Annotated in this window: 28 protein-coding genes; 15 read left to right on the top strand and 13 right to left on the bottom strand. The window is 59.8% G+C overall.

What is annotated here, in order from left to right:
- Nucleotides 1-484: 484 nt before the first annotated feature.
- The 4 genes from AB5Y83_RS19380 to AB5Y83_RS19365 all read left to right on the top strand — a co-directional run bounded on the left by AB5Y83_RS19380 (nucleotide 485) and on the right by AB5Y83_RS19365 (nucleotide 5,519).
- Complete coding sequence (locus AB5Y83_RS19380; protein WP_005350866.1) at nucleotides 485-1,333, top strand: MIP/aquaporin family protein; 849 nt, start codon at nucleotides 485-487, stop codon at nucleotides 1,331-1,333.
- Between the two features lie 54 nt (nucleotides 1,334-1,387).
- Nucleotides 1,388-2,890, top strand: a complete 1,503-nt coding sequence (gene glpK, locus AB5Y83_RS19375) for a glycerol kinase GlpK (RefSeq protein WP_005337546.1) — start codon at nucleotides 1,388-1,390, stop codon at nucleotides 2,888-2,890.
- Between the two features lie 224 nt (nucleotides 2,891-3,114).
- Nucleotides 3,115-5,091, top strand: a complete 1,977-nt coding sequence (locus tag AB5Y83_RS19370) for a methyl-accepting chemotaxis protein (protein ID WP_320545143.1) — start codon at nucleotides 3,115-3,117, stop codon at nucleotides 5,089-5,091.
- Between the two features lie 194 nt (nucleotides 5,092-5,285).
- On the top strand, nucleotides 5,286-5,519 hold the full coding sequence (locus AB5Y83_RS19365) for a hypothetical protein (RefSeq protein ID WP_019446771.1): 234 nt from the start codon (nucleotides 5,286-5,288) through the stop codon (nucleotides 5,517-5,519).
- A 171-nt stretch (nucleotides 5,520-5,690) separates the two neighbouring features.
- On the opposite strand, the gene AB5Y83_RS19360 is transcribed toward AB5Y83_RS19365, so the two are convergent.
- Nucleotides 5,691-6,593 carry a LysR substrate-binding domain-containing protein gene (locus tag AB5Y83_RS19360; protein WP_042081961.1) on the bottom strand — a complete coding sequence of 301 codons (903 nt, stop codon included), beginning with the start codon at nucleotides 6,591-6,593 and terminating at the stop codon, nucleotides 5,691-5,693.
- Between the two features lie 195 nt (nucleotides 6,594-6,788).
- Here AB5Y83_RS19360 and AB5Y83_RS19355 point away from each other — a divergent pair, with 195 nt between their 5' ends.
- From AB5Y83_RS19355 to dkgB, 5 genes are all read left to right on the top strand, one after another.
- Complete coding sequence (locus AB5Y83_RS19355; protein ID WP_206901596.1) at nucleotides 6,789-7,187, top strand: DUF6404 family protein; 399 nt, start codon at nucleotides 6,789-6,791, stop codon at nucleotides 7,185-7,187.
- Nucleotides 7,174-7,536 carry a VOC family protein gene (locus tag AB5Y83_RS19350; RefSeq protein ID WP_368175789.1) on the top strand — a complete coding sequence of 121 codons (363 nt, stop codon included), beginning with the start codon at nucleotides 7,174-7,176 and terminating at the stop codon, nucleotides 7,534-7,536. The genes AB5Y83_RS19355 and AB5Y83_RS19350 overlap by 14 nt, the downstream gene beginning before the upstream one ends.
- Before the next feature lie 259 nt (nucleotides 7,537-7,795).
- The gene (locus AB5Y83_RS19345) at nucleotides 7,796-9,127 is read left to right on the top strand and encodes a DUF4062 domain-containing protein (RefSeq protein ID WP_368175788.1); all 1,332 of its coding nucleotides are present in this window, start codon (nucleotides 7,796-7,798) and stop codon (nucleotides 9,125-9,127) included.
- A gap of 163 nt (nucleotides 9,128-9,290) precedes the next feature.
- Entirely contained in the window at nucleotides 9,291-9,587 is a 297-nt protein-coding gene (locus AB5Y83_RS19340; RefSeq protein ID WP_368175787.1) for a putative quinol monooxygenase, read from the top strand.
- 65 nt (nucleotides 9,588-9,652) lie between these two features.
- Complete coding sequence (gene dkgB, locus AB5Y83_RS19335; RefSeq protein ID WP_368175786.1) at nucleotides 9,653-10,456, top strand: 2,5-didehydrogluconate reductase DkgB; 804 nt, start codon at nucleotides 9,653-9,655, stop codon at nucleotides 10,454-10,456.
- A 162-nt stretch (nucleotides 10,457-10,618) separates the two neighbouring features.
- Here the strand turns inward: dkgB and AB5Y83_RS19330 are convergent, their stop codons facing one another.
- Nucleotides 10,619-11,629 carry an HAD family hydrolase gene (locus AB5Y83_RS19330; RefSeq protein WP_368175785.1) on the bottom strand — a complete coding sequence of 337 codons (1,011 nt, stop codon included), beginning with the start codon at nucleotides 11,627-11,629 and terminating at the stop codon, nucleotides 10,619-10,621.
- A gap of 351 nt (nucleotides 11,630-11,980) precedes the next feature.
- On the opposite strand from AB5Y83_RS19330, the gene AB5Y83_RS19325 reads away from it, so the two are divergent.
- Nucleotides 11,981-13,159 carry an MFS transporter gene (locus AB5Y83_RS19325; protein ID WP_368175784.1) on the top strand — a complete coding sequence of 393 codons (1,179 nt, stop codon included), beginning with the start codon at nucleotides 11,981-11,983 and terminating at the stop codon, nucleotides 13,157-13,159.
- A 143-nt stretch (nucleotides 13,160-13,302) separates the two neighbouring features.
- Nucleotides 13,303-13,974 (top strand): NAD(P)H-dependent oxidoreductase, encoded by a 672-nt coding sequence (locus AB5Y83_RS19320; RefSeq protein ID WP_005359664.1) that lies wholly within the window; start codon nucleotides 13,303-13,305, stop codon nucleotides 13,972-13,974.
- Nucleotides 13,975-14,087: 113 nt separating this feature from the next.
- Here the strand turns inward: AB5Y83_RS19320 and AB5Y83_RS19315 are convergent, their stop codons facing one another.
- The 8 genes from AB5Y83_RS19315 to AB5Y83_RS19280 form a co-directional block, all read right to left on the bottom strand.
- Nucleotides 14,088-14,696: a DoxX family protein gene (locus tag AB5Y83_RS19315; RefSeq protein WP_005337566.1), complete on the bottom strand. Its 609-nt coding sequence runs from the start codon at nucleotides 14,694-14,696 to the stop codon at nucleotides 14,088-14,090.
- A gap of 38 nt (nucleotides 14,697-14,734) precedes the next feature.
- Nucleotides 14,735-15,499: a putative DNA-binding domain-containing protein gene (locus tag AB5Y83_RS19310; RefSeq protein WP_368175783.1), complete on the bottom strand. Its 765-nt coding sequence runs from the start codon at nucleotides 15,497-15,499 to the stop codon at nucleotides 14,735-14,737.
- Complete coding sequence (locus AB5Y83_RS19305) at nucleotides 15,492-16,349, bottom strand: DUF692 domain-containing protein (protein WP_368175782.1); 858 nt, start codon at nucleotides 16,347-16,349, stop codon at nucleotides 15,492-15,494. Before AB5Y83_RS19305 ends, AB5Y83_RS19310 begins: the two co-directional genes overlap by 8 nt.
- Nucleotides 16,337-16,663, bottom strand: coding sequence for a hypothetical protein (locus AB5Y83_RS19300; RefSeq protein WP_158113910.1), 327 nt, complete (start codon nucleotides 16,661-16,663; stop codon nucleotides 16,337-16,339). The genes AB5Y83_RS19305 and AB5Y83_RS19300 overlap by 13 nt, the downstream gene beginning before the upstream one ends.
- Nucleotides 16,656-17,615 carry an MBL fold metallo-hydrolase gene (locus AB5Y83_RS19295; RefSeq protein ID WP_042081514.1) on the bottom strand — a complete coding sequence of 320 codons (960 nt, stop codon included), beginning with the start codon at nucleotides 17,613-17,615 and terminating at the stop codon, nucleotides 16,656-16,658. Before AB5Y83_RS19295 ends, AB5Y83_RS19300 begins: the two co-directional genes overlap by 8 nt.
- Before the next feature lie 151 nt (nucleotides 17,616-17,766).
- Nucleotides 17,767-17,877 carry a cytochrome bd-I oxidase subunit CydX gene (gene cydX / locus AB5Y83_RS19290; protein ID WP_005337572.1) on the bottom strand — a complete coding sequence of 37 codons (111 nt, stop codon included), beginning with the start codon at nucleotides 17,875-17,877 and terminating at the stop codon, nucleotides 17,767-17,769.
- Between the two features lie 16 nt (nucleotides 17,878-17,893).
- Entirely contained in the window at nucleotides 17,894-19,033 is a 1,140-nt protein-coding gene (gene cydB / locus AB5Y83_RS19285; RefSeq protein ID WP_106843987.1) for a cytochrome d ubiquinol oxidase subunit II, read from the bottom strand.
- Complete coding sequence (locus AB5Y83_RS19280; RefSeq protein WP_368175781.1) at nucleotides 19,033-20,604, bottom strand: cytochrome ubiquinol oxidase subunit I; 1,572 nt, start codon at nucleotides 20,602-20,604, stop codon at nucleotides 19,033-19,035. The genes cydB and AB5Y83_RS19280 overlap by 1 nt, the downstream gene beginning before the upstream one ends.
- 122 nt (nucleotides 20,605-20,726) lie before the next feature.
- Here AB5Y83_RS19280 and AB5Y83_RS19275 point away from each other — a divergent pair, with 122 nt between their 5' ends.
- On the top strand, nucleotides 20,727-22,142 hold the full coding sequence (locus AB5Y83_RS19275) for a PLP-dependent aminotransferase family protein (protein WP_368175780.1): 1,416 nt from the start codon (nucleotides 20,727-20,729) through the stop codon (nucleotides 22,140-22,142).
- Between the two features lie 93 nt (nucleotides 22,143-22,235).
- Here AB5Y83_RS19275 and AB5Y83_RS19270 read toward each other — a convergent pair whose 3' ends face one another.
- Entirely contained in the window at nucleotides 22,236-22,694 is a 459-nt protein-coding gene (locus tag AB5Y83_RS19270; RefSeq protein ID WP_201973071.1) for a GNAT family N-acetyltransferase, read from the bottom strand.
- 154 nt (nucleotides 22,695-22,848) lie between these two features.
- Nucleotides 22,849-23,487, bottom strand: a complete 639-nt coding sequence (locus AB5Y83_RS19265) for a tellurite resistance TerB family protein (protein WP_252413371.1) — start codon at nucleotides 23,485-23,487, stop codon at nucleotides 22,849-22,851.
- A 138-nt stretch (nucleotides 23,488-23,625) separates the two neighbouring features.
- Between AB5Y83_RS19265 and AB5Y83_RS19260 the strand changes: the two genes are divergently transcribed.
- Nucleotides 23,626-24,093, top strand: a complete 468-nt coding sequence (locus tag AB5Y83_RS19260) for an acyl-CoA thioesterase (protein WP_368175779.1) — start codon at nucleotides 23,626-23,628, stop codon at nucleotides 24,091-24,093.
- Nucleotides 24,094-24,188: 95 nt separating this feature from the next.
- Nucleotides 24,189-24,344: a pleiotropic regulatory protein RsmS gene (gene rsmS, locus AB5Y83_RS19255; RefSeq protein WP_074042636.1), complete on the top strand. Its 156-nt coding sequence runs from the start codon at nucleotides 24,189-24,191 to the stop codon at nucleotides 24,342-24,344.
- Between the two features lie 45 nt (nucleotides 24,345-24,389).
- On the opposite strand, the gene AB5Y83_RS19250 is transcribed toward rsmS, so the two are convergent.
- Complete coding sequence (locus AB5Y83_RS19250; protein ID WP_368175778.1) at nucleotides 24,390-25,232, bottom strand: LysR family transcriptional regulator; 843 nt, start codon at nucleotides 25,230-25,232, stop codon at nucleotides 24,390-24,392.
- A 176-nt stretch (nucleotides 25,233-25,408) separates the two neighbouring features.
- Here AB5Y83_RS19250 and AB5Y83_RS19245 point away from each other — a divergent pair, with 176 nt between their 5' ends.
- On the top strand, nucleotides 25,409-26,671 hold the full coding sequence (locus AB5Y83_RS19245) for a cyanate transporter (protein WP_368175777.1): 1,263 nt from the start codon (nucleotides 25,409-25,411) through the stop codon (nucleotides 26,669-26,671).
- Nucleotides 26,672-26,690: the final 19 nt, after the last annotated feature.

Genomic DNA, 26,690 nt, shown 5'->3' with positions numbered 1-26,690 from the left:
GCTTCCTTATTGTTGTTATGGGCGGTTGAGGATGCCCTGACCATTCCAACGAATCATGTGAGTCCGCTGATTCGTAAGCGAGCCTATTGTGCTCATATGCGCTCATTTAATCTGTGATGCATGCTCAAATATTGCAGTTTTATTACAAATAAAAGCTCCAAATGATAAATCACTCAGCAAGCGCCAGCCCTTGTGTAGCAAGGGTTGCAAGCTACCTCCTAAGTGGTAACCAGCGGTTATCAAGATGCTTTACGTCACATTTTCTTAGCAATGAGTGGGATCTTGTCCACATTTCCTATGGAGGGGGGATGGTGAAATTATTGGGAAGGGTTATTTTCTGTCACGACCGATAACGAGCGCAAACGAGCATAACGTTTGCGCAAGACGCAAAAACAACAAGGAAACGTTTTCGGCGGCAACGGATAGACACAAAAAGATAAAACGGAACATCAAACCTCTACGGGTGGATATAAGGAACAAAAGTATGAGCATACAAAGACCCAATACCCTGCTTGGCGAGTGCATCGCCGAGTTTATCGGAACCGGCCTGCTGATATTTTTCGGCGTCGGATGTGTGGCGGCACTGGTGCTGGCAGGCGCCAACTTCGGGCAGTGGGAAATCTCCATTACCTGGGGTCTGGGTGTGGCCATCGCCATCTATGTGACCGGCGGCATTTCAGGTGCTCACCTGAACCCTGCTGTAACCCTGGCGCTGATGACCTTCTGCGGGTTCGACAAGCGCAAGGTGGTACCCTACATCATCGCCCAGATGGCCGGTGCCTTCTGCTTCGCGGCCCTTGTCTATTTCCTTTATGGTAACCTTTTCACCCAGTGGGAAGTGACCCATAACGTGGTGCGCGGCAGCGTCGAGAGCCTCGGCACCGCCGGGATCTTCTCCACCTACCCCAATGCCCTGCTGACCAACATGCAAGCCTTCGCCGTCGAGCTGGTGATCACCGCCGTCCTGATGCTGGGCATCATGGCGCTGGGTGACAACAACAATGGCGCCCCCAAAGGTTTCGCCGCCGCCCTGCTGATCGGTATCCTGATCGCGGTGATCGGTGCCTCCCTTGGCCCGTTAACCGGTTTTGCCATGAACCCGGCCCGTGACTTTGGTCCGAAACTGTTCGCGTTCTTTGCTGGCTGGGGTGATGTTGCCCTGACCGGTGGTCGTGACAACCCCTACTTCTGGGTTCCGATCCTTGGCCCCATCGTTGGCGCCCAGATTGGTACCGCTCTGTATGTCAAAGTGCTGGCTCCCTGCGTCCCGGGCAACCGTGTCGTCACCACCGAGCAAGCGACCCAAACCGCCAAAGAAGAGGCTGCCGCATAAGAGCGGCCCCCTCCAACGTATAAAAACGTGGAAAATAGAAACGTGGAGAACATCATGTCTGCTGAAAAGAAATATGTCGTCGCTCTGGACCAGGGAACCACCTCTTCCCGCGCCATCGTGTTTGATCAGGATGCCAACATTGTCGGTACCTCCCAGCGCGAATTCACCCAGCACTACCCGAAAGCGGGCTGGGTAGAGCACGACCCGATGGAGATCTGGGCAACCCAATCCTCCGTCTTTACCGAAGTGCTGGCCAAGACCGGCCTGCGCAGCGAAGAGATCGCCGCCATCGGTATCACCAACCAGCGTGAAACCACAGTGGTATGGGAAAAGGCCACCGGCAAGCCCATCTACAACGCCATCGTCTGGCAGTGCCGCCGCACCGCCGCCATCTGCGAAGAGCTCAAAGCTCGCGGTCTGGAAGAGTACGTTCGCGAGAACACCGGTCTGGTGCTGGATGCCTACTTCTCCGGTACCAAGGTGAAGTGGATCCTCGACAACGTGGAAGGTGCCCGCGAGAAGGCGATGAACGGCGAACTGCTGTTCGGCACCATCGATACCTGGCTGGTCTGGAAGATGACCAATGGCGAAGTGCACGTCACCGACCCGACCAACGCCTCCCGTACCATGCTCTACAACATCCGTGAGCTGAAGTGGGACGAGAAGATGCTGGACGAGCTGGGAATCCCCATGTCCATGCTGCCGGAAGTGAAACCCTCTTCCGAAGTGTACGGCTACACCACCCGTGGCGGCGGCTCCCGCATCCCCATCGCCGGTATCGCCGGTGACCAGCAGTCTGCCCTGTTCGGCCAGCTCTGCTTTGAAAAAGGGATGGCCAAGAACACCTACGGCACCGGCTGCTTCATGCTGATGAACACCGGCACCGAGCCGGTTCGCTCCAGCAACGGCCTGCTGACTACCGTCGCCATCGGCCCGAAAGGGGAAGTGAACTACGCGCTGGAAGGTGCGGTATTCATGGGCGGCGCCACCATCCAGTGGCTGCGTGACGAGCTGAAGATCATCCACGATGCCCGCGATACTGACTACTTCGCCTCCAAGGTGGGTGACACCAACGGCGTCTATCTGGTACCGGCCTTCGTCGGTCTGGGCGCGCCCTACTGGGATCCGTATGCTCGCGGCACCATGGTCGGCCTGACCCGTGGCGCCAACCGCAACCACATCATCCGCGCCGCGCTGGAATCCATCGCCTATCAGAGCCGCGACGTGCTGGATGCCATGCAGCAGGACTCCGGCATCAAGCTGGCAGCTCTCAAGGTAGACGGCGGCGCCGTAGCCAACGACTTCCTGATGCAGTTCCAGGCTGACATGATGCACACCCCGGTGGTTCGTCCGACCCGCATCGAGACCACCGCCATGGGCGCCGCCTTCCTGGCAGGTCTGGCAGTCGGCTTCTGGAAGAGCTCGGACGAGCTGGAAGACAAGTTCAGCGTGGACCGCGAGTTCATCCCGCAGATGGACAGAGACGATCGCGCCAAACGTTACAGCGGCTGGCAGAAAGCGGTTGAGCGTTCACGCCGTTGGGCTGAAGAGGATTGATCGGGCATCCGATATTCCTTTGAGATAAACACCAGAGAGGCCGACCGCAATGTCGGCCTCTCTTTTTATGCTTTCCCTTACCGCTTTCTGCCCCCTTCCCCGCTAACTGCTCCCTCCTGTTTTTCTGCCGCCCTCTGTTGTTACCATCCGACAACGCAATTGAGTTCTCTATCTATAATCATCATCTGGGTCGCATATGCGACCTTATTTATGAGGAGAGCGATATGGAGAGGGCGATACACCGTTTTACACTGCACTCACTCTGGTCAGGGCTCGGGATCCGCACCCGGATCCTCGCTGGTGTGGCGATACTGATGGCCATCGCCATCAGCTGCATCACCTTGATCCTCGAGCAGATATCCCACAGTCAGGCCCAGCAGCGGGTCGAACGCTACGAGCTGCCAAGCAGCGTGGATCGCATTGCCAACCAGCTGACAGCGCAGCTTATCCAGCACCTGACCGAAGCGCAGGCGCTGGCCAGCAACCGTTTTGTCATCGACTGGCTGACCGCTGGCATGCCAGAGCAAGAGTGGCCCGCCATGGAGCGCTACTTTCAGGATCTGCAACGGAGGATCGGCGGCAACGTCTTTATCGCCCCCCGCCAGAGCAACACCCTGATCAACTTCAGCGGCGGCCCCACCGCCCAGAAATCGCTGAGCGGATCAGACCCGAAAGATGGGTGGTTTTTCGGCTTTCTCAAACGCAGCAAACCCTATGAGCTGAACCTCGACATCTCCGATTTTGACAAGCGCGCCTCCCTCTATATCAACACCGCCGTCACCCACGAGGGCAAGACCCTGGCGGTGGCAGGCACCTCCATTGACATGAGTGCCCTGAGCAAGCTCATCAGCGGCTATCGGATCGGCAAGAGTGGTCAGGTCTATCTGGCCGACATGGAGGGCAATATCGAGATCCACCCCGAGCAGGAGGTGGAGGGGGCCGCCCACCACCAGCAATCCTTCCTCGATACCGTCAAGCGGCTTATTCCCAATGCCCGGGAACAGGTGGCCGTAGAGGCGCTAACACTGGAGGGGCAAACCTACCTCATCGCGGTACGTTACATCCCCACCCTCAACCGGCTGCTGATTGGCGAGATCAACAGCGCCGAGCTGGAAGAGGGACTGCAGGAATCCCGCCAGCTCATTATCATGGTGTCGCTCGCCATCGGCGGGATCGCCATGCTGGCCTCCGCCTGGCTGGCTCACTCCATCAGTCGCCCCATTCGTCAGGCTGCCGATGGCATGCACCACATCACTGCCGATCGGGATCTGGCAACCCGCCTCGACTTCTCTGACGAGTCGGAGCTGGGGCTGATGGCCCAAAGCTTCAATCGGCTGATCCAGAGCCTGAACCAGAGCTTCTCCCGCTTCCAGCAGTCAGGCAGCGCCCTCTCCGCCCAGTCGTCCCAATCCATGCAGCAGGCCCAGGCACTGGCAGGAGAAGCGTGCCAGCAGGCCCAGAGCATTCAGGAGCTGACCACTGTGGTCACCACCATCGGTGACAACGCCGAGCAGATCGCCAGCCGCTCTGAAGGGGTCAACGACGTGACCCAACGCATCGCCAACCATATGCTCAGCATCGAGCAGGATGTGACCCAGAGCGCCGCGCAACTCGACAGCTTGCGCAGCAGCATCGGCAGTTCCTCGGCCCTGCTCGATGAGGTGGTGAAAGACAGCAACAACATCACCCAGATCATGAACCTCATCCGCGATGTCTCGAACCAGACCAACCTGCTCGCCCTCAATGCGGCTATCGAAGCGGCTCGGGCAGGGGATATGGGACGGGGCTTTGCGGTGGTGGCCGACGAGGTACGCCAGCTGGCGGTGCGTACCCAGACCGCCACCAAGGATGTGCAGGATCTTATCTTGCGCCTGCAGGAGGGAACCCGGCAGGCCAGCAGCTCGATGGCAGACTCCCGCAACCTGAGCGAAGAGGGATACAACCGGATGAATCAGGCCAGAGAGGTGCTGGTTGATGCCACCAGCCAGATCAACCAGACCGCCCTCGAGATCAACGAGATCAGCGCGCTGGCGCAGGCGCAGAATCAACAGATGGGGCAAGCCAGAACGGCGCTTGACGAGCTGGCCATGGTGGCCGAACACCAGCGGGAACACGCGCAGGAGAGCAATGCTGCCAGCCGCGAACTGTTCGAACTGGCCAAAGCCATCGACGAGCAGATCCGCCAATACCGGATTGGCTAGACCCGGCGATTCCCCCTCTCCCTCTCAATAACCAAGACGCTACCTCAGGGTGGCGTTTTCATTTTGCAAATCATTTTGCCTGCGCTCTCGAAACGGGAATGACGAAAAAACAGTACAAGTCACTGATAAATAACATAAAAAAATGTGGAACGGCCATTGCTTAGTGATATCAGACTCAACAGAGGGATATCGCCATGAAACCGACCACCAATCAAGCGCCCGTAGCTCACGTAGCCACTCAAAAAGAGACACTGACCCCCCGCGAAGGCACCTTCCTGATGATGGTGGCCCAACTGGTGGTGCTCACCTGTATCGTACTGGCTGCCACCGTCGGCGGCCTCTCCTGGCAGTGGACCCTGCTGCTGGCCATTCCGCCGGTGATCGGCGGCGCCCTGCTCAGCCGGGTATGGGGCAAACTGCCCCGCTAACTGCGCTTCAGCTCACACACCTTCCCGAACCGGCGGCCGACCCTCAAGTCGGCCGTCTGTTTATCTGCCGCCAGGCTAATGCTGATGGGCCGCAACGAAGGCGCGGCTTGTTTTTCGTTAAGCAAACCGCAGCGACGAACCGTTCAAACAAACCGCACAAACCAACCTGAACTACAGGGTATGGCTGCCCAGCTGCTCTTTGAGAAAATCGAGCCAGACCCGCAGCCGGATATCCCGCTGGGCATCGGAGTAGAAGACGGCATTGATGGGGCGCGAGGCGCCGCTGTTACTGCGCGCCAGCACCTCCACCAGCGCGCCGCTCTCCCGATCCGGCCCGGTCATAAAATCCGACAGACAGACAATCCCCTGCCCCGCCAGCGCCAGCTGACGCAAAGTTTCACCGCTGCTGGCACGCAGACTGGGGGTGATGGCAAAGCGATCCCCCTGCTCGGCACTGAGCAGCGGCCAGTGGTTGAGGTGATCGGGATGCAAAAAGCCGAGCAGCTCGTGACCGCTCAGCAGATCTGCCGGTTGGCGCGGGGTGCCGCGCTCGCTCAAGTAAGCAGGAGAGGCCAGCAGCCGCAACCGCGAACGACCAAGGGGCAGCGCACGCAGGGAGGAGTCGGTCAACTCGCCGATGCGGATGGCCATGTCCACCCGCCGCTCCATCAGATTGATAAAGCCCTCCGAGCTGTGCAGCTGCAACTCGATGGCAGGGTAGCGGCGGCGAAACTCGCCGATGATCGGCACCAGCCGGTGCAGAATAAAGGGGGTAGCGGCATCTACCCGCAAGATCCCCTCTGGTTGCTCCCGGCGCATCAGCAGATGCCCCTCCGCCTCGCTCATCTCGGTCAGGATCTTCACCGCCCGCTGATAGAACCAACTCCCCTCCTCGGTCAGACTGACCCGGCGGGTGGTGCGATTGAGCAAAACGGTTGAGAGCTTCTCCTCCAGCCGCTTGATGCCACGGCTCACCACCGAGTTGTCCATGCCGAGGTTCTCCGCCGCCTGGCGAAAACTGCCCGCCTCCACCACCGCCACAAACAGGGTCAGTTCATCAGAATGGGTCTTCATTGCTGTTATCCGGACAAGAGTAATGAGTCTTTATAGGCGTAGCTGCTGTGGATTGGCAAGCGTGCGGTGAGGCCAGTTCTTTTTTTCTACAGAGAAAGAACGTGACCACGAGCCCACATCATGCTCGCGATTTGTCAGTACAATGCAGCCTAAAAAGCACCGTATGGCACCTTTAATTTCACAAGGATGAATAACATGACATTTGAAGAACGGCTGGCCGCCGCCCATCAGGAGCTGGCTAACAAAGGGGTATGGCACGCTAACTACAATCCCCCGCTGTGCAGGCTGCTGCGCAGGTTCGGTTATCCAGTTAAACCGCCTCACTATGAGGGCTGGCTAACCAACGTTCTGGTATTCGGGGTAGGCATTGGTCTGGTATGGGGCATGGCGATGTGGTTTTTCAGTTGGCACCCCATGGGGATAGATCCGCTGTTTGCCCTGCGCCAAACAGCCCTGTTTGCGGGATTCTGCGGCCTGACCATGGCATCTTGGCTCTGGCTACGGCGCAAGCAGCTTAAACTGACCCCGTGGGAACAACTTGCTGAGCCCAGCGATGCTGATGATGAGGGAGACGAACTGAATGAAAGCCCATGAAAAATTGAACTATGTGGAGTTTGCGGCCAGGGATCTCGCCGCGACCAAGGCATTCTTTCAGGCTGTATTTGGCTGGCAGTTTGTCGATTACGGCCCCGACTACTGCGCCTTTTCCGATGAAGGGCTGGATGGCGGATTCTATCGTGCGGATCAGTGCAACCTGACAGCTCAGGGCGGCGCCCTGCTGGTATTCTACAGCGCCGATATTGAAGCGACTCAAGCCAAGGTGAGCCAACACGGCGGCTCCATCAACCGCCCTCTTTTCGACTTCCCCGGTGGCCGCCGTTTCCACTTCGTTGAGCCAAGCGGCAATGAGTTTGCAGTTTGGGCAGAACCAAAGAAAGTCTGATGATTCGAGGGCGAAGCACCGCAACCTTCACCCTCATCATTCTCCAAACCAACAATTATCTCTCTTAAGCAAAAAAATTAATGATAATAAACATATTTTGCAATCTTAAAGATTCCTGTCAGGTAGCCAGATAGATTACAATTGTCTGCTCTTAAGTATACTGATTCGCTTTGTTATAAATTTTTAAATTTCAACTTATTAACAATTTTTGAGCATCAATGACTAAAGTCATTTAGCTAATGTGATTGGAAGGTACGCCGTGGCAGCAATTAAATATCAAGTGTTCATTAGTTCCACCTATACTGATCTAATTGATGAAAGGGACTCCATAATTAAAGCAATATTGGAAATGTACCATATACCCATAGGCATGGAGATGTTTAGCGCTGAAGACGAAGACCAATGGGAAATAATCAGAAGAACAATTGAAGTAAGTGATTATTACATACTTATATTAGGTCTTAGATATGGTTCAAAAACCACTGAAATGATCAGCTTCACCCAAAAGGAATATGAGTATGCGTTAGAGAAAAACATTCCTATTCTTGCTTTTATTATGGATGAGAATGTATCTTTACCAAAAGAAAAACGAGATGATAATCTAACGGAAATCAATACTTTCCGCGCAACAGTTCTTAGAAACTCTAAAATGGCCCAATATTGGAAAACAAAAGACGAGCTAATCAAAAATGTTTCTATTTCATTGATGAAACAAATAATGCAAAAACCTGGCATCGGGTGGACAAGAGGAAATAATGCCATATTAGAGGAAGCATTATCAAAAGAGGTGGCTAACTTAAGCAAAGAAAATAGAGAGTTAAGATTGGAAATTAAAGAACTTGAGTCAAAAATATCGCCTAAAGCACCAAAAATTGACGTATCAGTAAATGACATCGAATTCAATAGCCCGTTTAAACCATATACTGACACCATTTTACCAACGAAAATATCTCTAGATGATGTCCCACACTACTTACGTGATTATATTTCGAGCGCTGATATCGAAGGTTATAACAATAGTCTACCCAGTCAGGATGAACTCGAACTATATAATATAAAGATGAATTTTTTCTATAATCACAAAAACTTCTCATCTCCATTAACTATTGATGTCATCAATTTAGGAAATGTAAAAGCAACTAACATGTACATTGACATTATTTTCCCAAATGATTTGATTGTCATTGATAGCAACAAAAAGATAGAAGAACCCCAAAACCCTATACATCCAAGCCCAATTGAGCTGGCAGAATCTGACCTAAATTTCGGAGTGTTAATTCCAAAACATGTTAGAGATATACTGGATGCTACCTCTCCATATTCTGGAGTATTAGGGGCTACCTTCCCTAAAATATATGAACCAATAAAAATATCGCCAATAAATCAATCATGGAGCACAAACGTCACAGAAAACAAACTAACAATAAAAATAAAGAATTTACTACATACAAGAAACATGAAGTTTGATGATGAGTATGTTATTGTCCCTATGAAATCAGGTGTTTTTGATATCGAAATAAAAGTCATCTGTGAGGAACTGGAGCAACCAGAGGTTAAAATTATTAAAATCAATGTTCCCAAAGAAGATTAAAGTGCCTTACTCGTTTCCAAGCAAATAATGATGCCGATTTTATCGGTGTCATTTACTTAACATCATTGCTGCTCTCCCCTCAATACTGTTTTGCGACCAGCGCCCTGTTTCCTGCAAGTCACGGCAGGCATACTGACCCTTCGTTTTTGCCAAGGAGGTTCAGATGTCATCACCCGTGATTGTGATTGCCCAGCTTGAAGCCAAACCCGAATTCGCCCCCCAGTTTCGCGCCGCCCTTGAGCCGCTGATTGCGGCCACCTTGCAAGAGGCGGGCTGCCAGCGCTATCAGCTGCATCAGGACTTGGACAATCCCTACAGCTGGATGCTCTACGAAGAGTGGGAGAGCGAAGCGGCCCTCACCGCCCATCAGGGTCAGCCCCACTTTACGGAATTTGTCGCCAAGGCCGAGCCCTGGTTTGCCAGCAGCACCATTCGCCGCTATCAGCCGCTGGGCGCCTGACTGGCCCCTGTGCCGCTTACCATTCAGCCCATCGAGGGCCAACCACCACCCCATTGAGGAACGAGATGATCAATATGCCACCCATGGGTCTGGGCACCTTCCGCCTGAAGGGCGAGCCGCTGCTTGCCACCCTGACCAACGGTCTGGAGCTGGGCTATCGCCATATCGATACCGCCCAGATCTATGACAATGAAGCCGAGGTCGGCGCCGTGCTGACCCGCAGTGCCATTGCCCGTCACGAGATCTACCTGACCACCAAGGTGTGGACCAGCGAGTTTGGCCCGGGCAAGCTGATCCCGAGCCTTGAGGTGAGCCTGGAAAAACTGGGCACCGACTATCTGGATCTGGCGCTGATCCACTGGCCCTCCCCCAAGGATGAGGTGCCGATGGCAGTCTATCTGGAGCAGCTGGCCGAGGCCAAAACACAAGGCCTGACCCGGGAGATCGGGGTCTCCAACTTCACCGTGGCCCAGCTCAAACAAGCTATCGAGATTTTGGGGCCGGGGGCCATCGCCCACCAGCAGATCGAAGTTCATCCCTTGCTGCAAAACCGCAAGGTGGTCGAGTTCTGCAAGGCCCAGGGTATCGCCGTCACCGCCTATATGCCGCTCGCCTATGGCAAGGTGCTGAGCGAGCCGCTGCTGATGGAGATTGGCAAACGCCACGGGGTATCGGCGGCGCAGGTGTCGCTGGCCTGGCTGCTGGCGCAGGACATGACAGTGATCCCGAGCTCCACCAAGCGGGAGAATCAGGCCGCCAATCTGGCCGCTCTCGATATCACATTGAGCTGCGAGGAGATGGCCGCCATCGCCACGCTGGATCGGGGCGAGCGCTGCGCCAATCCCGACTTTGCCCCTGCATGGGACTGACGCGAAAGGCGTGAGACTAACGCGAAAGAAAGGCTGGCTCTGCCAGCAAGCCAGATAAAACAGGGAGAGCATCATGCTCTCCCTGTCTCTTTTCTTGCCTCACGCTTTGCAGCGCTTGCTGAACGTCCAGCCGCCATATTGATGCCAGATGCAGCCCCGCAATCAGGGCGCGTTCTGGCAAAGGGCGGGATCGAAAACCTGATTCCAGTCTGATTTCATATCGACCACCACCCAGCCCCGCGCTTTTGCCTGCACCAGCCCGTCGATCAGCTTGCCGCTGGCTGGCGGATGGCTGTCGTAGGCGTATTCGCGCTTGGCATCGGTGTGGTGCACCAGCAGACCAAAAGTGTGGTAATCCGGGTTGGTCGAGGTGTATTGCAGCATGGGCACGTCGCCATCGCTGTTACCAAAGGCGCCAACCGGACGCTGCCCCATAAAGAGGTGAATGGCGGCCGGTTTCGCCTTGCTGTCATCGAAATAGGCGCCGTTCATGGTCTTGCGGATCTCGCTGCCCTCCCCGGTCAGGGCAAACTCGCCGAGGGTAAAGGAGCCAATCACCTGCTGGGGCGGGATGCCATACATCTGCTCGGACATCACCCGCATAAAATCGACGCCGCCGCCTGAGACAATCCAGGTCTGGAAGCCATTATCCCGCAGATACCCCAGCAGCTGCTTCATCGGCAGATACCCGAGCTGATCGTAGTGGCAGCCAAAACGGGGATCCTTGCTGCTGTTGACCCAGCGAGTGACCCGCTCGGCAAACTCGGTGGTGGTCATGCCGCTGTGGGTCAGTCCCACCAGCTTGGCGAGCCCCTTCTCCCCCGATTTGGCCACGGCCTTGAGGTCGTTGTTCAGCACTGCCGCGACGACGGGGTCGGCCTTCCACTCCGGGTGTTCCGGCGCCAGGCGCTTGATCTCGTCCATCGCAAACTGCAGCTGATAGGTCATGGGCGCTTCCGGCCAGAGGGTGCCGTCATTGTCAAACACCACATGGCGCTTCTCTGGCGGAATATAAGTGGGCTGCTGCTGATCGGTGGCATTGGTTACCCAGCGGGTGATCGCCTGCTTGGCCGCCGTGTCATTCCAGGCAGAGAGGGGATCGCTCTGGCCAGCCTGTACCGCAAAAGCGCCGCACAGCAGCAAAAGAGAGGAGAGTCGGTTCAATGTCATCATGTTACCTGTCAGCTGGATGTTGCCTGTCTATTGCCTGTAGATGAAAGCGCACGGCCATCACAACACCGGCGCGCATGGGTTCAACACACACGGGTTTCACAGGGAAAATCCTATGGCGGCCAGCTTGTACTGGAGCTTAAGCAAGCTCAGAAAAGGAGCAGCGTTCATCCCGTTCTGCGAGGCAGATCACTGCGTTGCGCTCACGCAGCGGGCAACACAACCCCCTCCTCCCCATCGCCATTGCTGCTGATTTGGCAAAAGTAATTTGATGTCACCGTCATTTTTGCCAACAAAACCCATCGGCATACTGGCGCCATTCTCCCGTCGGGAGTCCCTAACCAAGGAGTTGTTATGCCACTGGCGTTATTTGCCCTTACCCTGAGTGCCTTTGCGATCGGCACCACCGAATTTGTGATCGTGGGGCTTATCCCCACCATTGCCGAGCAGCTCAATGTCTCGCTCCCCTCCGCGGGCCTGTTGGTCAGCCTCTATGCCCTTGGCGTAGCCATCGGTGCCCCTGTACTCACGGCGCTCACCGGCAAGGTGCCGCGCAAGTGGCTGCTGGTAGGGCTGATGGCACTCTTTACCGCCGGCAACCTGCTGGCCTGGCAGGCCCCCGGTTACGAGAGCCTGATCGTGGCCCGCATCCTGACTGGATTGGCGCACGGAGTCTTCTTCTCGGTGGGCAGCACCATCGCCACGGGTCTTGTGGCCAAAGAGAAGGCGGCGAGCGCCATCGCCATCATGTTCAGCGGCCTTACCGTGGCGCTGGTAACCGGCGTACCGCTCGGCACCTGGATTGGTCAGGTCTTTGGCTGGCGTGAAACCTTTCTGGTAGTGAGCCTGCTCGGCCTCATCGCCATGGTGGGTAGCCTGCTACTGATCCCGAATAACCTGCCCAAGGGGGCTGCCTCCACCATCCGCGAACAGCTCTCGGTGCTCACCAAAAAACCGCTGCTGCTGGTCTACGCCAAGACCGCCCTCGGTTATGGCGGCGCCTTCACCGCCTTTACCTTCCTCGCCCCCATCCTGCAGCAGGTGAGCGGCTTTAGCGCCGGTGCGGTGAGCCTGATCCTGCTGGTTTACGGGGTATCGGTCGCCGTCGGCAATATCTGGGGTGGCAAGCTGGCCGACAAGATGGGCCCCCTGCCTGCACTGAAGCTGCTGTTTGCCGGTCTGGCGCTGGTGCTGCTGGCTCTCACCTTCACCGCCCCCCATCCGGTGCTGGCGGTACTGACCGTGCTGGTGTGGGGCGCCTTTGCCTTCGGCAACGTGCCGGGTCTGCAGGTGCTGGTGGTGAAACAAGCCGAACTGCACACCCCCAAGGCGGTGGATGTGGCATCGGGCCTCAATATTGCAGCCTTCAACGTCGGCATTGCGCTGGGATCTGTGGTCGGTGGTTTTGTGGTGGAACACCTCGGCCTGATGCACACCCCCTGGATCGGCGCCCTTATCGTGCTGCTGGCCTACGGGCTGACCCATGTCAGCGAGCGCCGCGAAGCCCTCCGGCTCGCAGCCTGTCAGGCATAAGCTGCGCCAGCAGGCGTCACGCAAGGGCGTGGCGCCTGCTGCAATCGGCGCGGCAGGCTTCTATGCTGTGACACAGCATCAACCCAGCAACTGTTTCAGTAACCAAGCCGGTCACCCTCGCATCATTTGCCACGGAGTCTGTTATGAAGGTGCTTATCGTCTATGCCCATCCCGAACCGAAAAGCTTCAACGGTGCCCTCTTCTGCCACGCCATCAGGGCGCTGGAGCAGGCGGGCCACACAGTGATGACCAGCGATCTCTATGCCATGGGCTTTGATCCCGTCTCGGATCGGCGCAACTTCACTGCCGCCAGCGATCCCGATTTTCTCAAGCTGCAGCTTGAAGAGCTGGCTGCCACCGAGCAGGGCAGCTTTGCCCCGCAGCTGGAGCAGGAGATGCAAAAGCTGGAGGCGGCCGATCTGCTGATCTTCCAGTTCCCGCTCTGGTGGTTTGGCCTGCCCGCCATTCTCAAGGGGTGGGTGGATCGGGTCTTTGCCATGGGACGGGTCTACGGTCAGGGCCATATCTACGAGAGCGGCAAGTTTCGCGGCAAGCGAGCGCTACTGAGCCTGACTACCGGTGGCCCCGCCGAGACCTATCTGCCCGACGGCTTCAACGGCGATATCGACGGGGTGCTGCGCCCCATCCAGCGCGGGATCCTGCAATTTGTCGGCTTCGATGTGCTGCGCCCCCATATCTGCTATGCCCCGGTGCGGGTCTCGCAAGAAGAGCGGGAAGCCTGGCTCGCCCAGTGGGCCGAGCGCCTTGGCCAGATTGAGCAGGAGTCCCCCATCGCGGTCGGCCGCTACCAGTAGCGGCTGACGCGGCTGACACTCCCCCCACACAGCACAAAAACAGCGAGCGGCCCCCGGCCGCTCGCTGTTTTTCACGCTCTGTCGTTATGGTTTTTGTTATCCGTTGGCGGGTCTTATGCCGCCTGTTGCACGCCTGCTTTGCCGGTCACGGCACGTTTGAGCCAGTAGTCGAGGCTGACGTAGCGGCCCCCGCCGTAAACCAGCAGCACCAGCAGCATCACGAAGTAGGTGGCGGCAAACTCCATCCCGTTGTTGAGCATCACGGGATCCCCGAGCTCGGTGATGTAGTTGTAGCGACCGGGGAAGTTGGCGGCCAGCCACTCGATAAAGCCGTTGAGGCGCACAGTGGCCTCCATGCTGCCGGTGGCGATGGCATCCCAGCCGTGCTTCCAGTGCACCATGGCGCTTGCCACGCTCATCAGGAAGATGGTGGGAATGGCCATGATGCGGGTAAAGAGGCCAAGGGCGATGCAGATGCAGCCCAGCACCTCGGTGCCCGCCGCCAGAAAGGCGAGCAGGGTCGGGAACGGCAGGTTGAGCCCCCCTTCCGAGACCGGGGCCCCAAACCAGGCGACCGTGCCGGCAAAGCCCATCACCTTGGAGTGGGCCCCCACATAGATGACCGGAATGAGATAGAGGCGAATGGCCAGCAGGGCCAGAAAATCGAGCCGCTTGCACTGGGCCACCGCCCGCTCGTACCACTGGATCAGGGTGTTGTTCATGGGAATTCTCCTTGGTGTTTGTTAAATGAGGGCCTACGTCAGGGCATAGGGGCGCCAGACTGGCGCTCGCCAACGGGCAAGGTCAGCAGACCCAGCCGGTGAAAATGGCGTGCCCACTCGCTCAGATCAAAGTCGCTGCGAACCTGTTGTACCTGTTGCAGGAACGCGGCTTGGGTGATCCCCGGTTGCTGTTGCAGCAACTGGATCAGCGCCACATCCCATTCGCGCAACCGCTGGGTCACCACCTGATGCTCCGGGCTGCGAAACAGGCCATAGAAGTGGTTGCCCTGCCGGGTCGGCACCACGCCGCTGCGACGAATGGCAAAGGGGAGCTCCAGCAGTTGCAGGGTGGGATTGAGCACAAACGAACTCTCCGCCGTCACCTCAACCCCCGATATAACTTGCGGCACTACCCCTTCATCAATCTCGACACAGAGGCAGGCCCACTCGTACTCCAGCAGCGCCAGCCGCTGCCTGGGCCAGTTGAGAGAGCCCTCGCCGTGGCGATGCTGCACATAGCGGACAAACTCGGTGGCGATATGGTGAAACTCGGGAGCCTCGGCGCCGTGCGCGATGACAAAGCCCTCCACCAGTTGCCACCTGTCCACCGGTGCCCAGTGAGCGTGGGTGAGCGGAAAAGCGCTCTCCAGCACCGACTCCACATTGGCGCGCACGCTGCGGGCATAGTGGCTGGCGATGCCATCCTGCGGCAGCCGCACCCGGCTCGCCAGCCAGGCGGTCTGCTGCTGCATCCGCTGCGGTGCCGTTTTGGGCGCAGTGATCAGTGATAACCGTCTATCCATAGCGCACCTCCCACACCTGACGGTCGATCGCCTCGCAACAGGCGCCGTGCACCCGCGCCAGCTCGGCCTCCAGCTCTGCCAGCGGTGGCAGATGGTGATCCCGCTCCAGCAGCAGGGGGCGCAGGCCATGGGTCTGCACCGTATAACGGGCCAGCGCCACCACCTCCTCACAGACCGGACGACCATGGGTATCCAGCAAGGTACCATCCGCCTCTTCCAGATGACCGGCGATATGGAAGTAACGGATCGCACTACCCGGCAGCCCAGCGATCATCCGCTTGGGGCAGTAACCGTGGTTGCGGCTGTTGACGAAGACGTTGTTGATATCGAGCAGCAGCTCACAGCCGCTGCGCGCCACCAGCTCGGCGAGAAAATCCTCCTCCGGCATCTCGTGGTCATAGCCGTGGTAGTAGGAGATATTTTCCAGCACCAGCGGGCGGGCCAGCGCCTCCTGCACCTGCGCGATCCGCTCGGCCAGATAGGGGATATTCTCCCACTGACGCGGCACCGGTAGCAGTTCGTAGAGATAACCCTGCTGGTCGCGGGAAAAGCTCAGGTGCTCGCTATAGATCTCTATGCCGAACTCGTCCAGAAAGGTGCGGATCTGGCTGAGCAGGGTGCGATTGAGCGGCTGGCAATCGCCGAGGGAGAGGCTGAGGCCGTGGGCCACCAGCGGGTAACGCTCGGCCAGCTGATGCAGCTGCGCCCGCTTGGCGCCGCCGATGGCCATCCAGTTCTCCGGCGCCAGCTCGAGAAAGTCGATGCCGGGGCGGACGGGGCCGGAGCAGAGCGCATCCAGATGCTCCTGACGCAGCCCGATCCCCCGACTGCGGGAGCTTATTGGCCGCATACCCCCTCCGTCATCTTGCTGCCCTTGCTGGATGTATTGCCATCAATCCCCTCGCCCGCCACGCCACACTTGCCATCGCGGGCGCGTACCAGCCGCCCCTGTGGGTCACTGTCGAGGGCTTGCTTTTCAAAGCGCTTCTCGGTGCCGCACTTGCCCGCCGCACACTTGCCGCCGTGCTGTTCGCTGGGGGCGGCCTTGACCGGCGCATCGCTCGGGGTGGCCGCCAGCGCCAGCCCCGGAGTCAGGGCAATCAGACTGGTCATGGCGATGGAGAGGGTCAGTTTGTTGGTTTTGTTGCAGCTTGAGTTACTCATGAGCGGACTCCTTGACGGATGAAACGGGGTAGCTGGAGAGATCGCGGGCGGCCACGATCTGGCCGTGGAACTGCTGTTTGACGATGGCCATCGCCTCTTTCTTGTGATTGAGGCCAACCCCCATCCAGTGGTTGAGCACCAGCAGCTTGGGGTTCACCTCGGCGGCAATCTTGGCCACCACCGAGGGCTTGGCGTGAAGCGAGGCGGAGACAGGGTCGGCCCCTTCGTGGATGGCGAGCGGCATCACCAGAATGTCGGCCCCCTTGGCAAACGGCACAAAGGCCGGGTTGCTGCCGTTCTGATCCGCCGAGATAACAATGGTCCCCTCGGCGCTCTCGATGCGATAGGCCAGACAGGGCACGTCACCGTGAGGAATGCCGAGCGCGGTGATGGTCAGCCCATCCTGCTGATAAACGGTGTGAGGCTGCGGGCTCTGGTAGGGCACATCATGGAGGGTGATGGGGAAGAGGCCATCGGTGCCATCCTTGAAGCCGCTCAGGTAGGCATAAGCGCCCTTATCCTTGTTGAAGAGGGCATCGAAGTAGCCGCTCATGCTGGGGAAGGCCGAGCCGGCCTCTGGCCCCGCCAGATCCAGCGGATCGCTACGCTCGAAGAAATAGGCCCCCTTGAGCAGGGCGGGCAGGTCGGTCACATGGTCGGTGTGAAAGTGGGTGATGCCGATAAAATCGACCTCTTCGAGCTTGGCCCCCGCCTGGCCGAAGCGCAGGTAGACGCCGCCACCGGCATCGATCAAGATGCGGGATTTCCCCTTCCACCAGATCACCTCGCTGGAGGAGGCACGCAGGTCGTCGGAGATGGGGCCACCACTGCCGAGCACCTGCAGGGTGAAGGTTTTATCCAGTGGCGTCAGTTGTACCGGTTCGGCACAGGCCGGGGCGACGGTGAGCGCGCACCCGATGGCCAGCGCCACCGCTTTCAATCTCTGTTTCATCACAATTACCTGTCGGTTGGTTGTCGGTTGGTTGTCGGTTGGTTGTCGGTTGAAAGTGTGTCGTTTGTGTCGTTTAAAGAGGGGGAGAGAGGGGCCGATGGCGACGAGTGAACGCCAGCCACCGGCCATGGCGGGGCGCGAGCCCCCGCCGTCAGTTACCGTCCCGTTCGTCCGCCTGCCAGCGCGCTTCCAGCCAGAGCAGGTTGCACAGGCCCAGCAGCAGGGCGAATCCGAGACCCAAAATCCAGGTGAAGTACCACATAGCAGATCCCTTGAGGTCAGTAGAGTTGATGGCTGTCGCGCTTGATGCGGGCACGGTCGAGCTTGCCGCGCACCACCCGATAGACCCAGCCGGTGTAGCCCAGGTTGACCGGCATCAGCACCAGCACAAGGCCGAACATGATGGCCAGGGTCTTGTAGCTGGAGGTGCTGTCCCACAGGGTCAGGCTGCTGACCGCATCGAGGGATGAGGGCAGCACGAAGGGGAACAGGGCGATGGCCACCGAGCAGAGCATGGCGGCGCAGGCAATGGCGCTGGCCAGCAGCGCAATCCGGCCCCGCTCCAGCCAGGAGGCAATCCCGCTCACCAGCGGCGCCAGCGTCCCGATGATCGGCACCAGCCACAGCAGCGGATAGTCAAAGTAGTTGCGCAGCCAGCCACCGGCGTGGGGGATCACCCCCTTCATCAGCGGGCTGATGGCGGCATTCGGGTCAAAGGGTTGTGTGCCGACACCGGTCAGCTGAAACCCTTGCAGATCCACCAGATGCCAGCCGGCCAGCAGGTAGCAGAGGCTCACCAACGGGGCCAGCAGGATGGCGATCCCCCGTGCGCGCAGTGCAGGAGTGCCAGTCACCTTGGCTTGCAGAAAACCGGCGCCGTGCAGCAGCAACAGGCTGATGGCAGTGGCCAGCACCGAGAGCAGCCAGCCCCAGTGGAAGTCGAACGCGCCATAGTGCAGACGCAGCGCCGTGTCGAAGCGAAACGGCAGCCCCTCCATCACCAGACCGATAGCCGCACCGAGGATGAGCGCCGGTATCAGGCCACCGGCCACCAGCGCCCGATCCCACCAGCGGCGCCACACCGGATCGGCCAGCTTGCTGCGATAGTCAAAGCCGACCGGACGCAAAAATAGCCCGAGCAGCAGCACCACCATGGGGATGTAAAGCCCCGAGAAGGCGGCGGCATAAACCAGCGGCCAGGCGGCGAACAGGGCACCGGCACCGGCAATCAGCCACACCTGATTGCCCTCCCACACCGGCCCCACGCTGTTGATCACCAGACGGCGGTCGTCGTCATCTTTCGACACCACCGGCAGCAGCATGGCGATGCCGAGATCGAAGCCATCCATCACGATAAAACCGACCATCATGAAGAGCACCAGCGCCCACCAGATGAGTTTCAGGGTTGCGTAATCCATCAGGCGATCCTCGCAAGTTCGGGTTGTTCACCGCTGTAGCGGCCGGTATGGAGAATGGCGGGCCCCTTGCGGATCACCCGGCGCAACAGGAACAGCTCCACCACCAGCAACAGGGTGTAGATGGAACAGATGGCAATGAGGCTGAACCAGAGTTGGCCCGGCTGAAGCAAAGAGACCGAGGCCGACACCGGCAGCACATCGCTGATGGTCCAGGGTTGACGGCCGAGCTCGGCCACCAGCCAGCCCGCCTCGATGGCAATCCAGGGCAGCGGAATGCTCCAGAGCAGGGTCTTGAGCAGCAGTGGCGAGTCTTGCAGCCGGTTGCGGCAGAGCTGAACAAAGCTCACTACCATCAGCCCCAGCATGGTGACGCCAAGCCCCACCATCACCCGAAAGCCCCAGAACAGCGGCGCCACTGGCGGGATGGAGTCATCGACCGCTTTGGCAATCTCCGCCTCACCGGCCTTGGCAATATTGCTGGCATAGGGGGTGAGCAGCATGCCGTAGCCAAGATCCTTGCCGTGCTGCTCGAAGCGGGCGCGGTTGTCCGGGCTGTCATCACCCTGCCGGATCTGCTCGAGGGCCTCGGCTGCCACCATGCCGCTGCGAATGCGCGCCTCGTTCTGCACCTTGATATCCTTGAGGCCGGTCACAGCCTCGTCGATGGAGCGGGTAGCGATGATCCCCATCAGATACGGGATCTTGATGGCGGCATGGGTGGTCTCTCCCTGCTGATCCGGGAAGCCGAACAGGGTAAAGGAAGCTGGCGCTGGCTCGGTCTCCCACTCCGCCTCGATGGCGGCGAGCTTGACCTTCTGCACCTCGCCGGTGCGATAGCCAGACTCATCCCCGAGCACAATGACCGAGAGGATGGCCGCCAGCCCGAAACCGGAGGCGATGGCGAAGGAGCGCAGGGCGAACTGCACCTCGGTCTTGCGCAGCAGATACCAGCTGCTCACCCCCATCACGAACATGGAGGCGGCCACATAGCCCGCCGCGACGGTGTGAACGAACTTCACCTGCGCCACCGGGTTGAACAGCACGGCGGCGATATCCACCAGCTCCATGCGCTGGGTCAGCAGGTTGAACTCGGCCCCCACCGGGTTTTGCATCCAACCATTGCCGATCAGGATCCAGAGCGCGGAGAGATTGGAGCCGAGCGCCACCAGCATGGTCACCAGCAGGTGCTTGCCGCGGGAGAGCTTGTCCCAGCCGAAGAAGAAGAGCCCCACCAGGGTCGATTCGAGGAAGAAGGCCATCAGCCCCTCGATGGCCAGCGGAGTACCGAAGATGTCCCCCACATAGTGGGAGTAGTAAGCCCAGTTGGTGCCGAACTGGAACTCCATGGTGATCCCCGTGGTGACCCCCATGACGAAGTTGATGCCAAACAGTTTGCCCCAGAAGCGGGTGATGTCCTGATAGATCACCTTGCCAGTCATCACATAGGCCGACTCGGCGATCACCAGGATCCAGGACAGCCCCAGCGTGAGGGGCACAAACAGGAAGTGGAACAGGGCCGTGGCGCCAAATTGCAGGCGCGACAGGCTGACCACGTCATCCGGATTGATCATGCGTCACTCTCTTTTGTTGTATTTGCCTTGCACGTTTCGTGCGTGACAAGTACATCACGGAGCATGACACCTATAACAGATGCAGTTATATTGAATTACACCTATAACAGTTGATCCAGATCATGTCCCTTTACCAGCAGTTGGCCGACCGCCTGCAAAGCCAGATCGACGATGGCATCTGGCAACCGGGGGAGCGCATCCCCTCCATTCGCCAGAGCTGCAAGACCCACGGGCTCAGCCCCATGACGGTATTGCAGGCCTATCAACTGCTCGAAAGTCAGGGGCGGATCCTCGCCCGCCCCCAGTCCGGCTACTACGTCAAAGCCGCCTCACCACAGGTCGTGCAGCACACGCCGAGCCAGACCCACTACAGCGGCTCGGTGGATATCAACGATCTGGTGTTCGAGGTGTTGCAGGCGAGCAAATCGCGGGATCTGGTGCCCCTTGGCATGTCGGTGGCCGATCCGACCCTGTTCCCCCATCCCCAGCTCGGGCGGGCCCTGGCCAGCTGCATGCGCAAGCTCGATCCCTTCAGCACAGTGGCCGACCTGCCCCCCGGCAACGAAGCGCTGCGCCGCGCCATCGCCCAGCGTTACGCCAGCGACGGGGTGACGGTCAATCCGCAGGAGATCATCATCACCACAGGTGCCATGGAGGCGCTCTCCCTCAGCCTGCAGGTGCTGACCGAGCCCGGTGACTGGGTGGTGGTGGAGTCCCCCACCTTCTATGGCGCCCTGCAGGCCATCGAGCGGCTGAAACTCAAGGCGGTGGAGATCCCGGTCATTCCGGGGGTGGGCATCGATCTCGACCTGCTGGCTGACGCCCTCACCCGCATTCCGGTCAAGGCGTGCTGGCTGATGGGCAATGTGCAGCACCCGCTCGGCCACACCATGCCCGATGCACACAAACAGGGGCTGATGGCACTGCTCAACAGCCACGGGGTGCCGCTGGTGGAGGATGACGTCTATGCGGAGGTCTACTTCGGCCGCGAACGTCCCAAGCCGATCCGCCACTGGGATCAGCGTGGCGACAGCCTGCTCTGCAGCTCCTTTTCCAAGTGTCTGGCACCGGGCTTTCGGGTCGGCTGGGTAGTGGCGGGGCCCCATGCCGAGCGGGTGCAGCGGCTGCAACTGATGTCCACCCTCTCCACCAATGTACCGAGCCAGCTGGCGCTGGCCGAGATGCTGCGCCAGGGCGGGGTCGATGCCCACTTTCGCCGCCTGCGCCACACCCTGGCCCAGCGCCAGCAGCAGATGCGGGCGGCCCTGCAACGGCTGTTGCCGGACGAGGTACGGATCTCCTCCCCCGATGGCGGCTACTTTCTCTGGCTGGCGCTGCCTGCCCATTTCGACAGCCGCGCCTTGCACGCCAAGGCTCTGGGCAGTGGTTTTTCAGTAGCCCCCGGCGCCCTCTTTTCCAGTCAGGGGCAACACAACCACTGCTTGCGCCTCAATAGCTCCCATCCCTGGAGCGAACAGCTGGAGCAGGCCCTCACCCGGCTGGCCGCACTGATTGCCGCACAACTCGGTGAAAAGTAACGTGGCAAAGAGCCGCTGACGAAACGAACAAAGGCCCGTAGCGGGCCTGTGTAGTTGGGGAGTGACGCGCCTTGGCTCGCCATCAGAAACTGGTTATCTGGCCATGATCTGCGACTGCACCTTGAAGCCCAGCGCCTCGTAGAGCGCTTGGGCGCGCTCGTTGAAGGCCATCACCTCCAGCCGGATTTGCTGAGCATCACGGGCCTTGGCCCACTCATCGCAATGGGCGATCAGCGCCTTGCCAATCCCGCGAGAGCGGCGCTGCTCATCCACCACCACGGAGCCGATACGGCAAATCGGCGCACGGGTGAGAAATGGCACGCTCTCATTGATATCGATCCGCGCCGTCAAAAAGCCCACCACCATGCCATCCTGCTCGGCAACGCAGAACAGACGCCCTTCCACGCCGATGGCGCTCAGCAAAAACTCCCGCTCCTCTGGCGAAGGGGGGCAGAACACTTCGGGATAGTGCTGATGGTGGATCTCTCCAATCTGCCGGTTCAGCTCGACAATGGCGTCGATATCCAGTTCGCTTGCCTTGCGTATCTCCAACGGTTGCTCCTTGCAAAAATGGTGATGGTCCTGCGCCATCTTAGGGGCTGTGTCCCGCAATCCAAATAGGCTCATCCGTATCTTTTGACGAGCAACCTAAACAACAACGCCCCTTGAGCGGGGCGTTATCGGCAATCCATGGCGATGAGGGATATCAGGCGGGGGCGTTAAGTTGGGCCACCTGCCGCTCGATGCTTCCTTTCAGGTTGTCATCGAGTTTGAGGGCCCGTGCCAGCTCGTCGAGATAGCCTCGCTCCATAAAGTGATCCACCTCGATGGCAAGCAGGGAGGCGAGATAGACCTCGGTGGCCAGCTCCATGTCGGTCACTTCCCGCGCCAGCGCGTGGGGATCGAGGGGACGGGCCAGCTCGGCGTCAATCCAGCGGGCGACATCGCTCTGGCCCTGTTCGGTCAGGTACTCCTGAATTTTCTGGCGCTCGGCACCGTCGATATGGCCATCGGCCCGGGCCGCAGCCACCATGGCGCGCACCAAAAGCGCCGCGCGGGCATCCAGCGCATTGCCTTCCAACCCACTGATGGGATGGGTGGGCTGGACGGGCGCCGCCTGCTGGGCCTGCCAATCCTGATAGAGCTTGTAGGCCAGCCCGCCAAGGGCCGCAGCGCCGCCCACGGCAGCGGCCTTACCGCCATATTTGCGCACTTTTTTATTGCCCAGCAACAGACCGAGCGCACCACCGGCCAGCGCCCCCTGCATCTGCCCCTTGCGCTTGTCTCCGCCTTCGTTGAGCCAGCCTTTGCCAGCCCCCAGCAACTGTTCCAGCATCTGTTTCATGGTGTCACTCCTGCGGCTATGTTCCCGTCGATAGAGCAAGATAGTGACCCCGCCCCCCTGAATCGGGGATGAACCCTTGACCGGGCAGGCCGATGGGGCAAAGCTCAGGGAAACCCTTCAGGCAATAAGGATGTAACTGTGCCCAATCGCGAACTGACCCTGCAATTTCTGGCCGAACCCTCCGACGTCAATTTCGGCGGCAAGGTCCACGGCGGCATGGTGATGAAGTGGATCGATCAGGCGGGCTATGCCTGCGCCGCCGGCTGGTGTGGCGGCTATGCGGTGACCGTCTATGTGGGGGGGATCCGCTTTTTGCGCCCCATCCAGATTGGCCAGCTGGTAGAGGTGCACGCCCAGGTGATCCACACCGGCACCACCAGCATGCATCTGGCGGTGGATGTCTACAGCCGCCACCCCACCGACACCGAGCACCACAAGACCACCCACTGCATCATCATCTTTGTGGCGATGGATGAGCAGGGCAAACCAACCCCGGTGCCCCAGTGGCAGCCGGTGAGCGACAGCGATCTGCAGTTGCAGCAGTACGCCAAAAAGCTCATCGCCCTGCGCGAGGAGATCGACAAGGAGATGCGCCAGCACCTCTGACCTTGGTGATTCCCCTGCCTGATATAGCGGGCGCTTTCGGCCAACGGCGGCGCCCCTGTATAATCCCTCCTCTTCCCGCAACCGGAACCCTGCCCATGTCACTGGAAACTGCCCCGCCCGAGGTGAAACTCGCGGTGGATCTGATTGAACTGCTGGAGACCAACCAGCTGGCCCCAGAACTGGTGCTGGCGGCGCTGGCCATCGTGAAACAGGATTACGAGCGCAAGCTGGCGGAGGGGAAGGATCACTGATCCCCCCGTTTATCTTTCCGACTTCAGTTTTCCCCATACCACAAGTTACTGCGGCCCCATCACCTCGTCACAGAGGGCGATCAGGGCCGCGCTCAAGCGGCTAAGCGGCTCGCTCCCGCCTACCCTGGCATGGAGCGCCAGCTCCACCGACGCCACCTTGGGCCACTGGGTCAGGGCCAGCTGATCGGCGGGCATCAGCCGTTTGGGTAGCAAGCTCACCCCTATCCCCGCGCTCACCGCCCCCTGCAAACTGGCGAGGCTGGCGCTGACATAGGCGACGCGCCAGCGCCGACCCAGACCATCAAGCGCCTCGGTCATCTGCCGCCGATAGAGCCCTTCGCTCGGGAACACCACCAGCGGCAGCGGATCCCGTTCCCGTGCCGGCCAGTCGTGACTATCGACCCACACCAGCGGCTCGCGCCAGCTGGCAAGGGGCGAACCCTGACCGCGAGTCTGCTTGACCAGCGCCAGATCCAGCTCCCCCGCCTCGAAGCGCTGCCAGATCTCGTGGCTCAGGCCGCTTTGCACCTCCAGCCGCACCTCGGGGTAGTCACGGGCAAAGGCGGCCAGCACAGGAGTGATGGCGCCGGCGGCGAAATCCTCCGGCACCCCGAGGCTGAGCGCCACGCTCCCTTCCGTCACTTGTTCTTCGGCCTGCGCCAGCAGCGCCAGAATGCGGCGGGCCAGCCCCAGCAATTTTTCCCCCTCCGCCGTCGCCACCACCTGCCGACCAGCACGATCGAGCAGCGGGCAGCCAAGCTGCTGCTCAAGGCGGCGGATCTGCTGGCTGATGGTGGATTGGGTCAGATGGACCCGTTCACCGGCCCGGGTAAAGCTGCCGGTGTCGATAATGGCGACAAAACTGCGCAGTAACAGGGGATCCAGCATGGGGCACTCCATTTACAAAACCACTGAAGCCCATTCTATCATTTAATTTCCAAATGACTTTAGACCCCGCTAGGCTGGCGTTTTTGCCTCCTTTGACGGTGATCTGCCATGTTCAGCCCCGATGACTCCGTGTCCCCAATGCCCCATGTCTCTCTCAGAACCGGAAACTACACCCGATGAATCAACGAAATACGGATCAACCCGCAGGCCAGACTGCCCTGCTGGTGCTGGTGATCCTGATTGGCCTGAATCTGCGCCCCTTTCTTACCGCCATCGGCCCGCTGAGCGGCGAGATTGGCCGCACCCTGTCGCTGGGGATGGACACCCTCGCCTGGCTCACCCTGCTGCCGCTCTGGCTGATCGGGATTGGTGTGCTGCTCACCCCCCGCCTGCGCAGCCTTGCCAGTGCCACCACCCTGCTGGGGCTGGCCTTGCTGCTGCTCGGCATTGGCAGCGCCATGCGCTTCGATGCACAAAGCGGTGCCTTGCTGATCGCCAGCGCGGCGCTCTGCGGCCTTGGTTCGGCACTGGTGCAGGGAGTGCTGCCCGCCCTTATCAAGCAGGCCTTCGCCCACAAGGTGCCGCTGGTGATGGGGATCTTCTCTGCCTGCATGATGGGAGGTGGCGCGCTCGGAGCCAGCCTTACCCCAAGGCTGGCGGCCAGCCTCGACTGGTCGCGCGCGCTGGCACTCTGGAGCGTACCGGTGCTGCTGGCCCTCGTCTGGCTAGGGTGGAAAGTGCGTCTGCCACGGGCCGCCGCGGTCGCCATTCTCCACGGCGAACAGCGGCTGATCACCCTGCCCCGCAGCTGGTTGCTGATCGTCTGCTTTGGCATCATCAACAGCGGCTACGGCATCGTCGTGGCCTGGCTGGCCCCCGCCTATATGGCGCAGGGCTGGAGCGCCGCACAGGCGGGCGAGCTGGTCGCCTGGCTGGCGCTGGCCCAGACTGCCAGCGGCCTCGGCCTGCCGCTGCTGGCCGCCCGCAATCTGGATCGGCGACCGTGGATGGGGCTTGCCATTGCCATACAGCTGGCGGGATTTGCCGGTCTCTGGCTGGCGCCACAGGCGGCCCCCGTTATCTGGTGCATGCTGTGCGGCGCCGGTCTGGGCGGCAGTTTTTCGCTGATCATGGTGATTGCGCTCGATCACCTGCCTGACCCGCGCCGCGCGGGCACCCTGAGCGCCCTGATGCAGGGCTTCGGCTTTATGCTGGCGGCCACCGGCCCTTGGGTGGCGGCACGGCTCTATCACTATGTGGGCGACTTCGCGGCCGCCTGGCAGTGGCAGCTGGGGGGCCTTCTGCTGATGAGCCTGCTGGTGCTGCGCCTCGACCCGCACCACTACCCCCGCGTCATGCGGTTACCGACCGCCAGCGAGCCGCCCCTTTCGGCACCTCTCCCAACCAGCGCTGCGGCCCAAAGCAACACACCGGCCTGAGGCCGGTGTGTTGGGGATA

The organism is Aeromonas sp. R5-4 (assembly GCF_040908215.1).
GTDB lineage: Bacteria > Pseudomonadota > Gammaproteobacteria > Enterobacterales > Aeromonadaceae > Aeromonas > Aeromonas veronii.
The sequence above is the reverse complement of the archived record's forward strand: the minus strand, read 5'-3'. Positions and strand labels throughout refer to the sequence as shown.

Coding starts and splice junctions, on each gene's coding strand:
- AB5Y83_RS19350 (WP_368175789.1), top strand. CDS start 7,174: ATGAAAGCCCATGAAAAATTGAACTATGTGGAGTTTGCGGCCAGGGAT.
- AB5Y83_RS19245 (WP_368175777.1), top strand. CDS start 25,409: ATGAATCAACGAAATACGGATCAACCCGCAGGCCAGACTGCCCTGCTG.
- AB5Y83_RS19320 (WP_005359664.1), top strand. CDS start 13,303: ATGAAGGTGCTTATCGTCTATGCCCATCCCGAACCGAAAAGCTTCAAC.
- AB5Y83_RS19295 (WP_042081514.1), bottom strand. CDS start 17,615: ATGAAACAGAGATTGAAAGCGGTGGCGCTGGCCATCGGGTGCGCGCTC.
- AB5Y83_RS19370 (WP_320545143.1), top strand. CDS start 3,115: ATGGAGAGGGCGATACACCGTTTTACACTGCACTCACTCTGGTCAGGG.
- AB5Y83_RS19265 (WP_252413371.1), bottom strand. CDS start 23,487: ATGAAACAGATGCTGGAACAGTTGCTGGGGGCTGGCAAAGGCTGGCTC.
- AB5Y83_RS19310 (WP_368175783.1), bottom strand. CDS start 15,499: ATGGATAGACGGTTATCACTGATCACTGCGCCCAAAACGGCACCGCAG.
- AB5Y83_RS19340 (WP_368175787.1), top strand. CDS start 9,291: ATGTCATCACCCGTGATTGTGATTGCCCAGCTTGAAGCCAAACCCGAA.
- cydX (WP_005337572.1), bottom strand. CDS start 17,877: ATGTGGTACTTCACCTGGATTTTGGGTCTCGGATTCGCCCTGCTGCTG.
- AB5Y83_RS19365 (WP_019446771.1), top strand. CDS start 5,286: ATGAAACCGACCACCAATCAAGCGCCCGTAGCTCACGTAGCCACTCAA.
- cydB (WP_106843987.1), bottom strand. CDS start 19,033: ATGGATTACGCAACCCTGAAACTCATCTGGTGGGCGCTGGTGCTCTTC.
- AB5Y83_RS19380 (WP_005350866.1), top strand. CDS start 485: ATGAGCATACAAAGACCCAATACCCTGCTTGGCGAGTGCATCGCCGAG.
- AB5Y83_RS19325 (WP_368175784.1), top strand. CDS start 11,981: ATGCCACTGGCGTTATTTGCCCTTACCCTGAGTGCCTTTGCGATCGGC.
- AB5Y83_RS19275 (WP_368175780.1), top strand. CDS start 20,727: ATGTCCCTTTACCAGCAGTTGGCCGACCGCCTGCAAAGCCAGATCGAC.
- AB5Y83_RS19360 (WP_042081961.1), bottom strand. CDS start 6,593: ATGAAGACCCATTCTGATGAACTGACCCTGTTTGTGGCGGTGGTGGAG.
- AB5Y83_RS19315 (WP_005337566.1), bottom strand. CDS start 14,696: ATGAACAACACCCTGATCCAGTGGTACGAGCGGGCGGTGGCCCAGTGC.
- AB5Y83_RS19305 (WP_368175782.1), bottom strand. CDS start 16,349: ATGCGGCCAATAAGCTCCCGCAGTCGGGGGATCGGGCTGCGTCAGGAG.
- AB5Y83_RS19280 (WP_368175781.1), bottom strand. CDS start 20,604: ATGATCAATCCGGATGACGTGGTCAGCCTGTCGCGCCTGCAATTTGGC.
- AB5Y83_RS19250 (WP_368175778.1), bottom strand. CDS start 25,232: ATGCTGGATCCCCTGTTACTGCGCAGTTTTGTCGCCATTATCGACACC.
- dkgB (WP_368175786.1), top strand. CDS start 9,653: ATGATCAATATGCCACCCATGGGTCTGGGCACCTTCCGCCTGAAGGGC.
- rsmS (WP_074042636.1), top strand. CDS start 24,189: ATGTCACTGGAAACTGCCCCGCCCGAGGTGAAACTCGCGGTGGATCTG.
- AB5Y83_RS19355 (WP_206901596.1), top strand. CDS start 6,789: ATGACATTTGAAGAACGGCTGGCCGCCGCCCATCAGGAGCTGGCTAAC.
- AB5Y83_RS19300 (WP_158113910.1), bottom strand. CDS start 16,663: ATGAGTAACTCAAGCTGCAACAAAACCAACAAACTGACCCTCTCCATC.
- glpK (WP_005337546.1), top strand. CDS start 1,388: ATGTCTGCTGAAAAGAAATATGTCGTCGCTCTGGACCAGGGAACCACC.
- AB5Y83_RS19330 (WP_368175785.1), bottom strand. CDS start 11,629: ATGATGACATTGAACCGACTCTCCTCTCTTTTGCTGCTGTGCGGCGCT.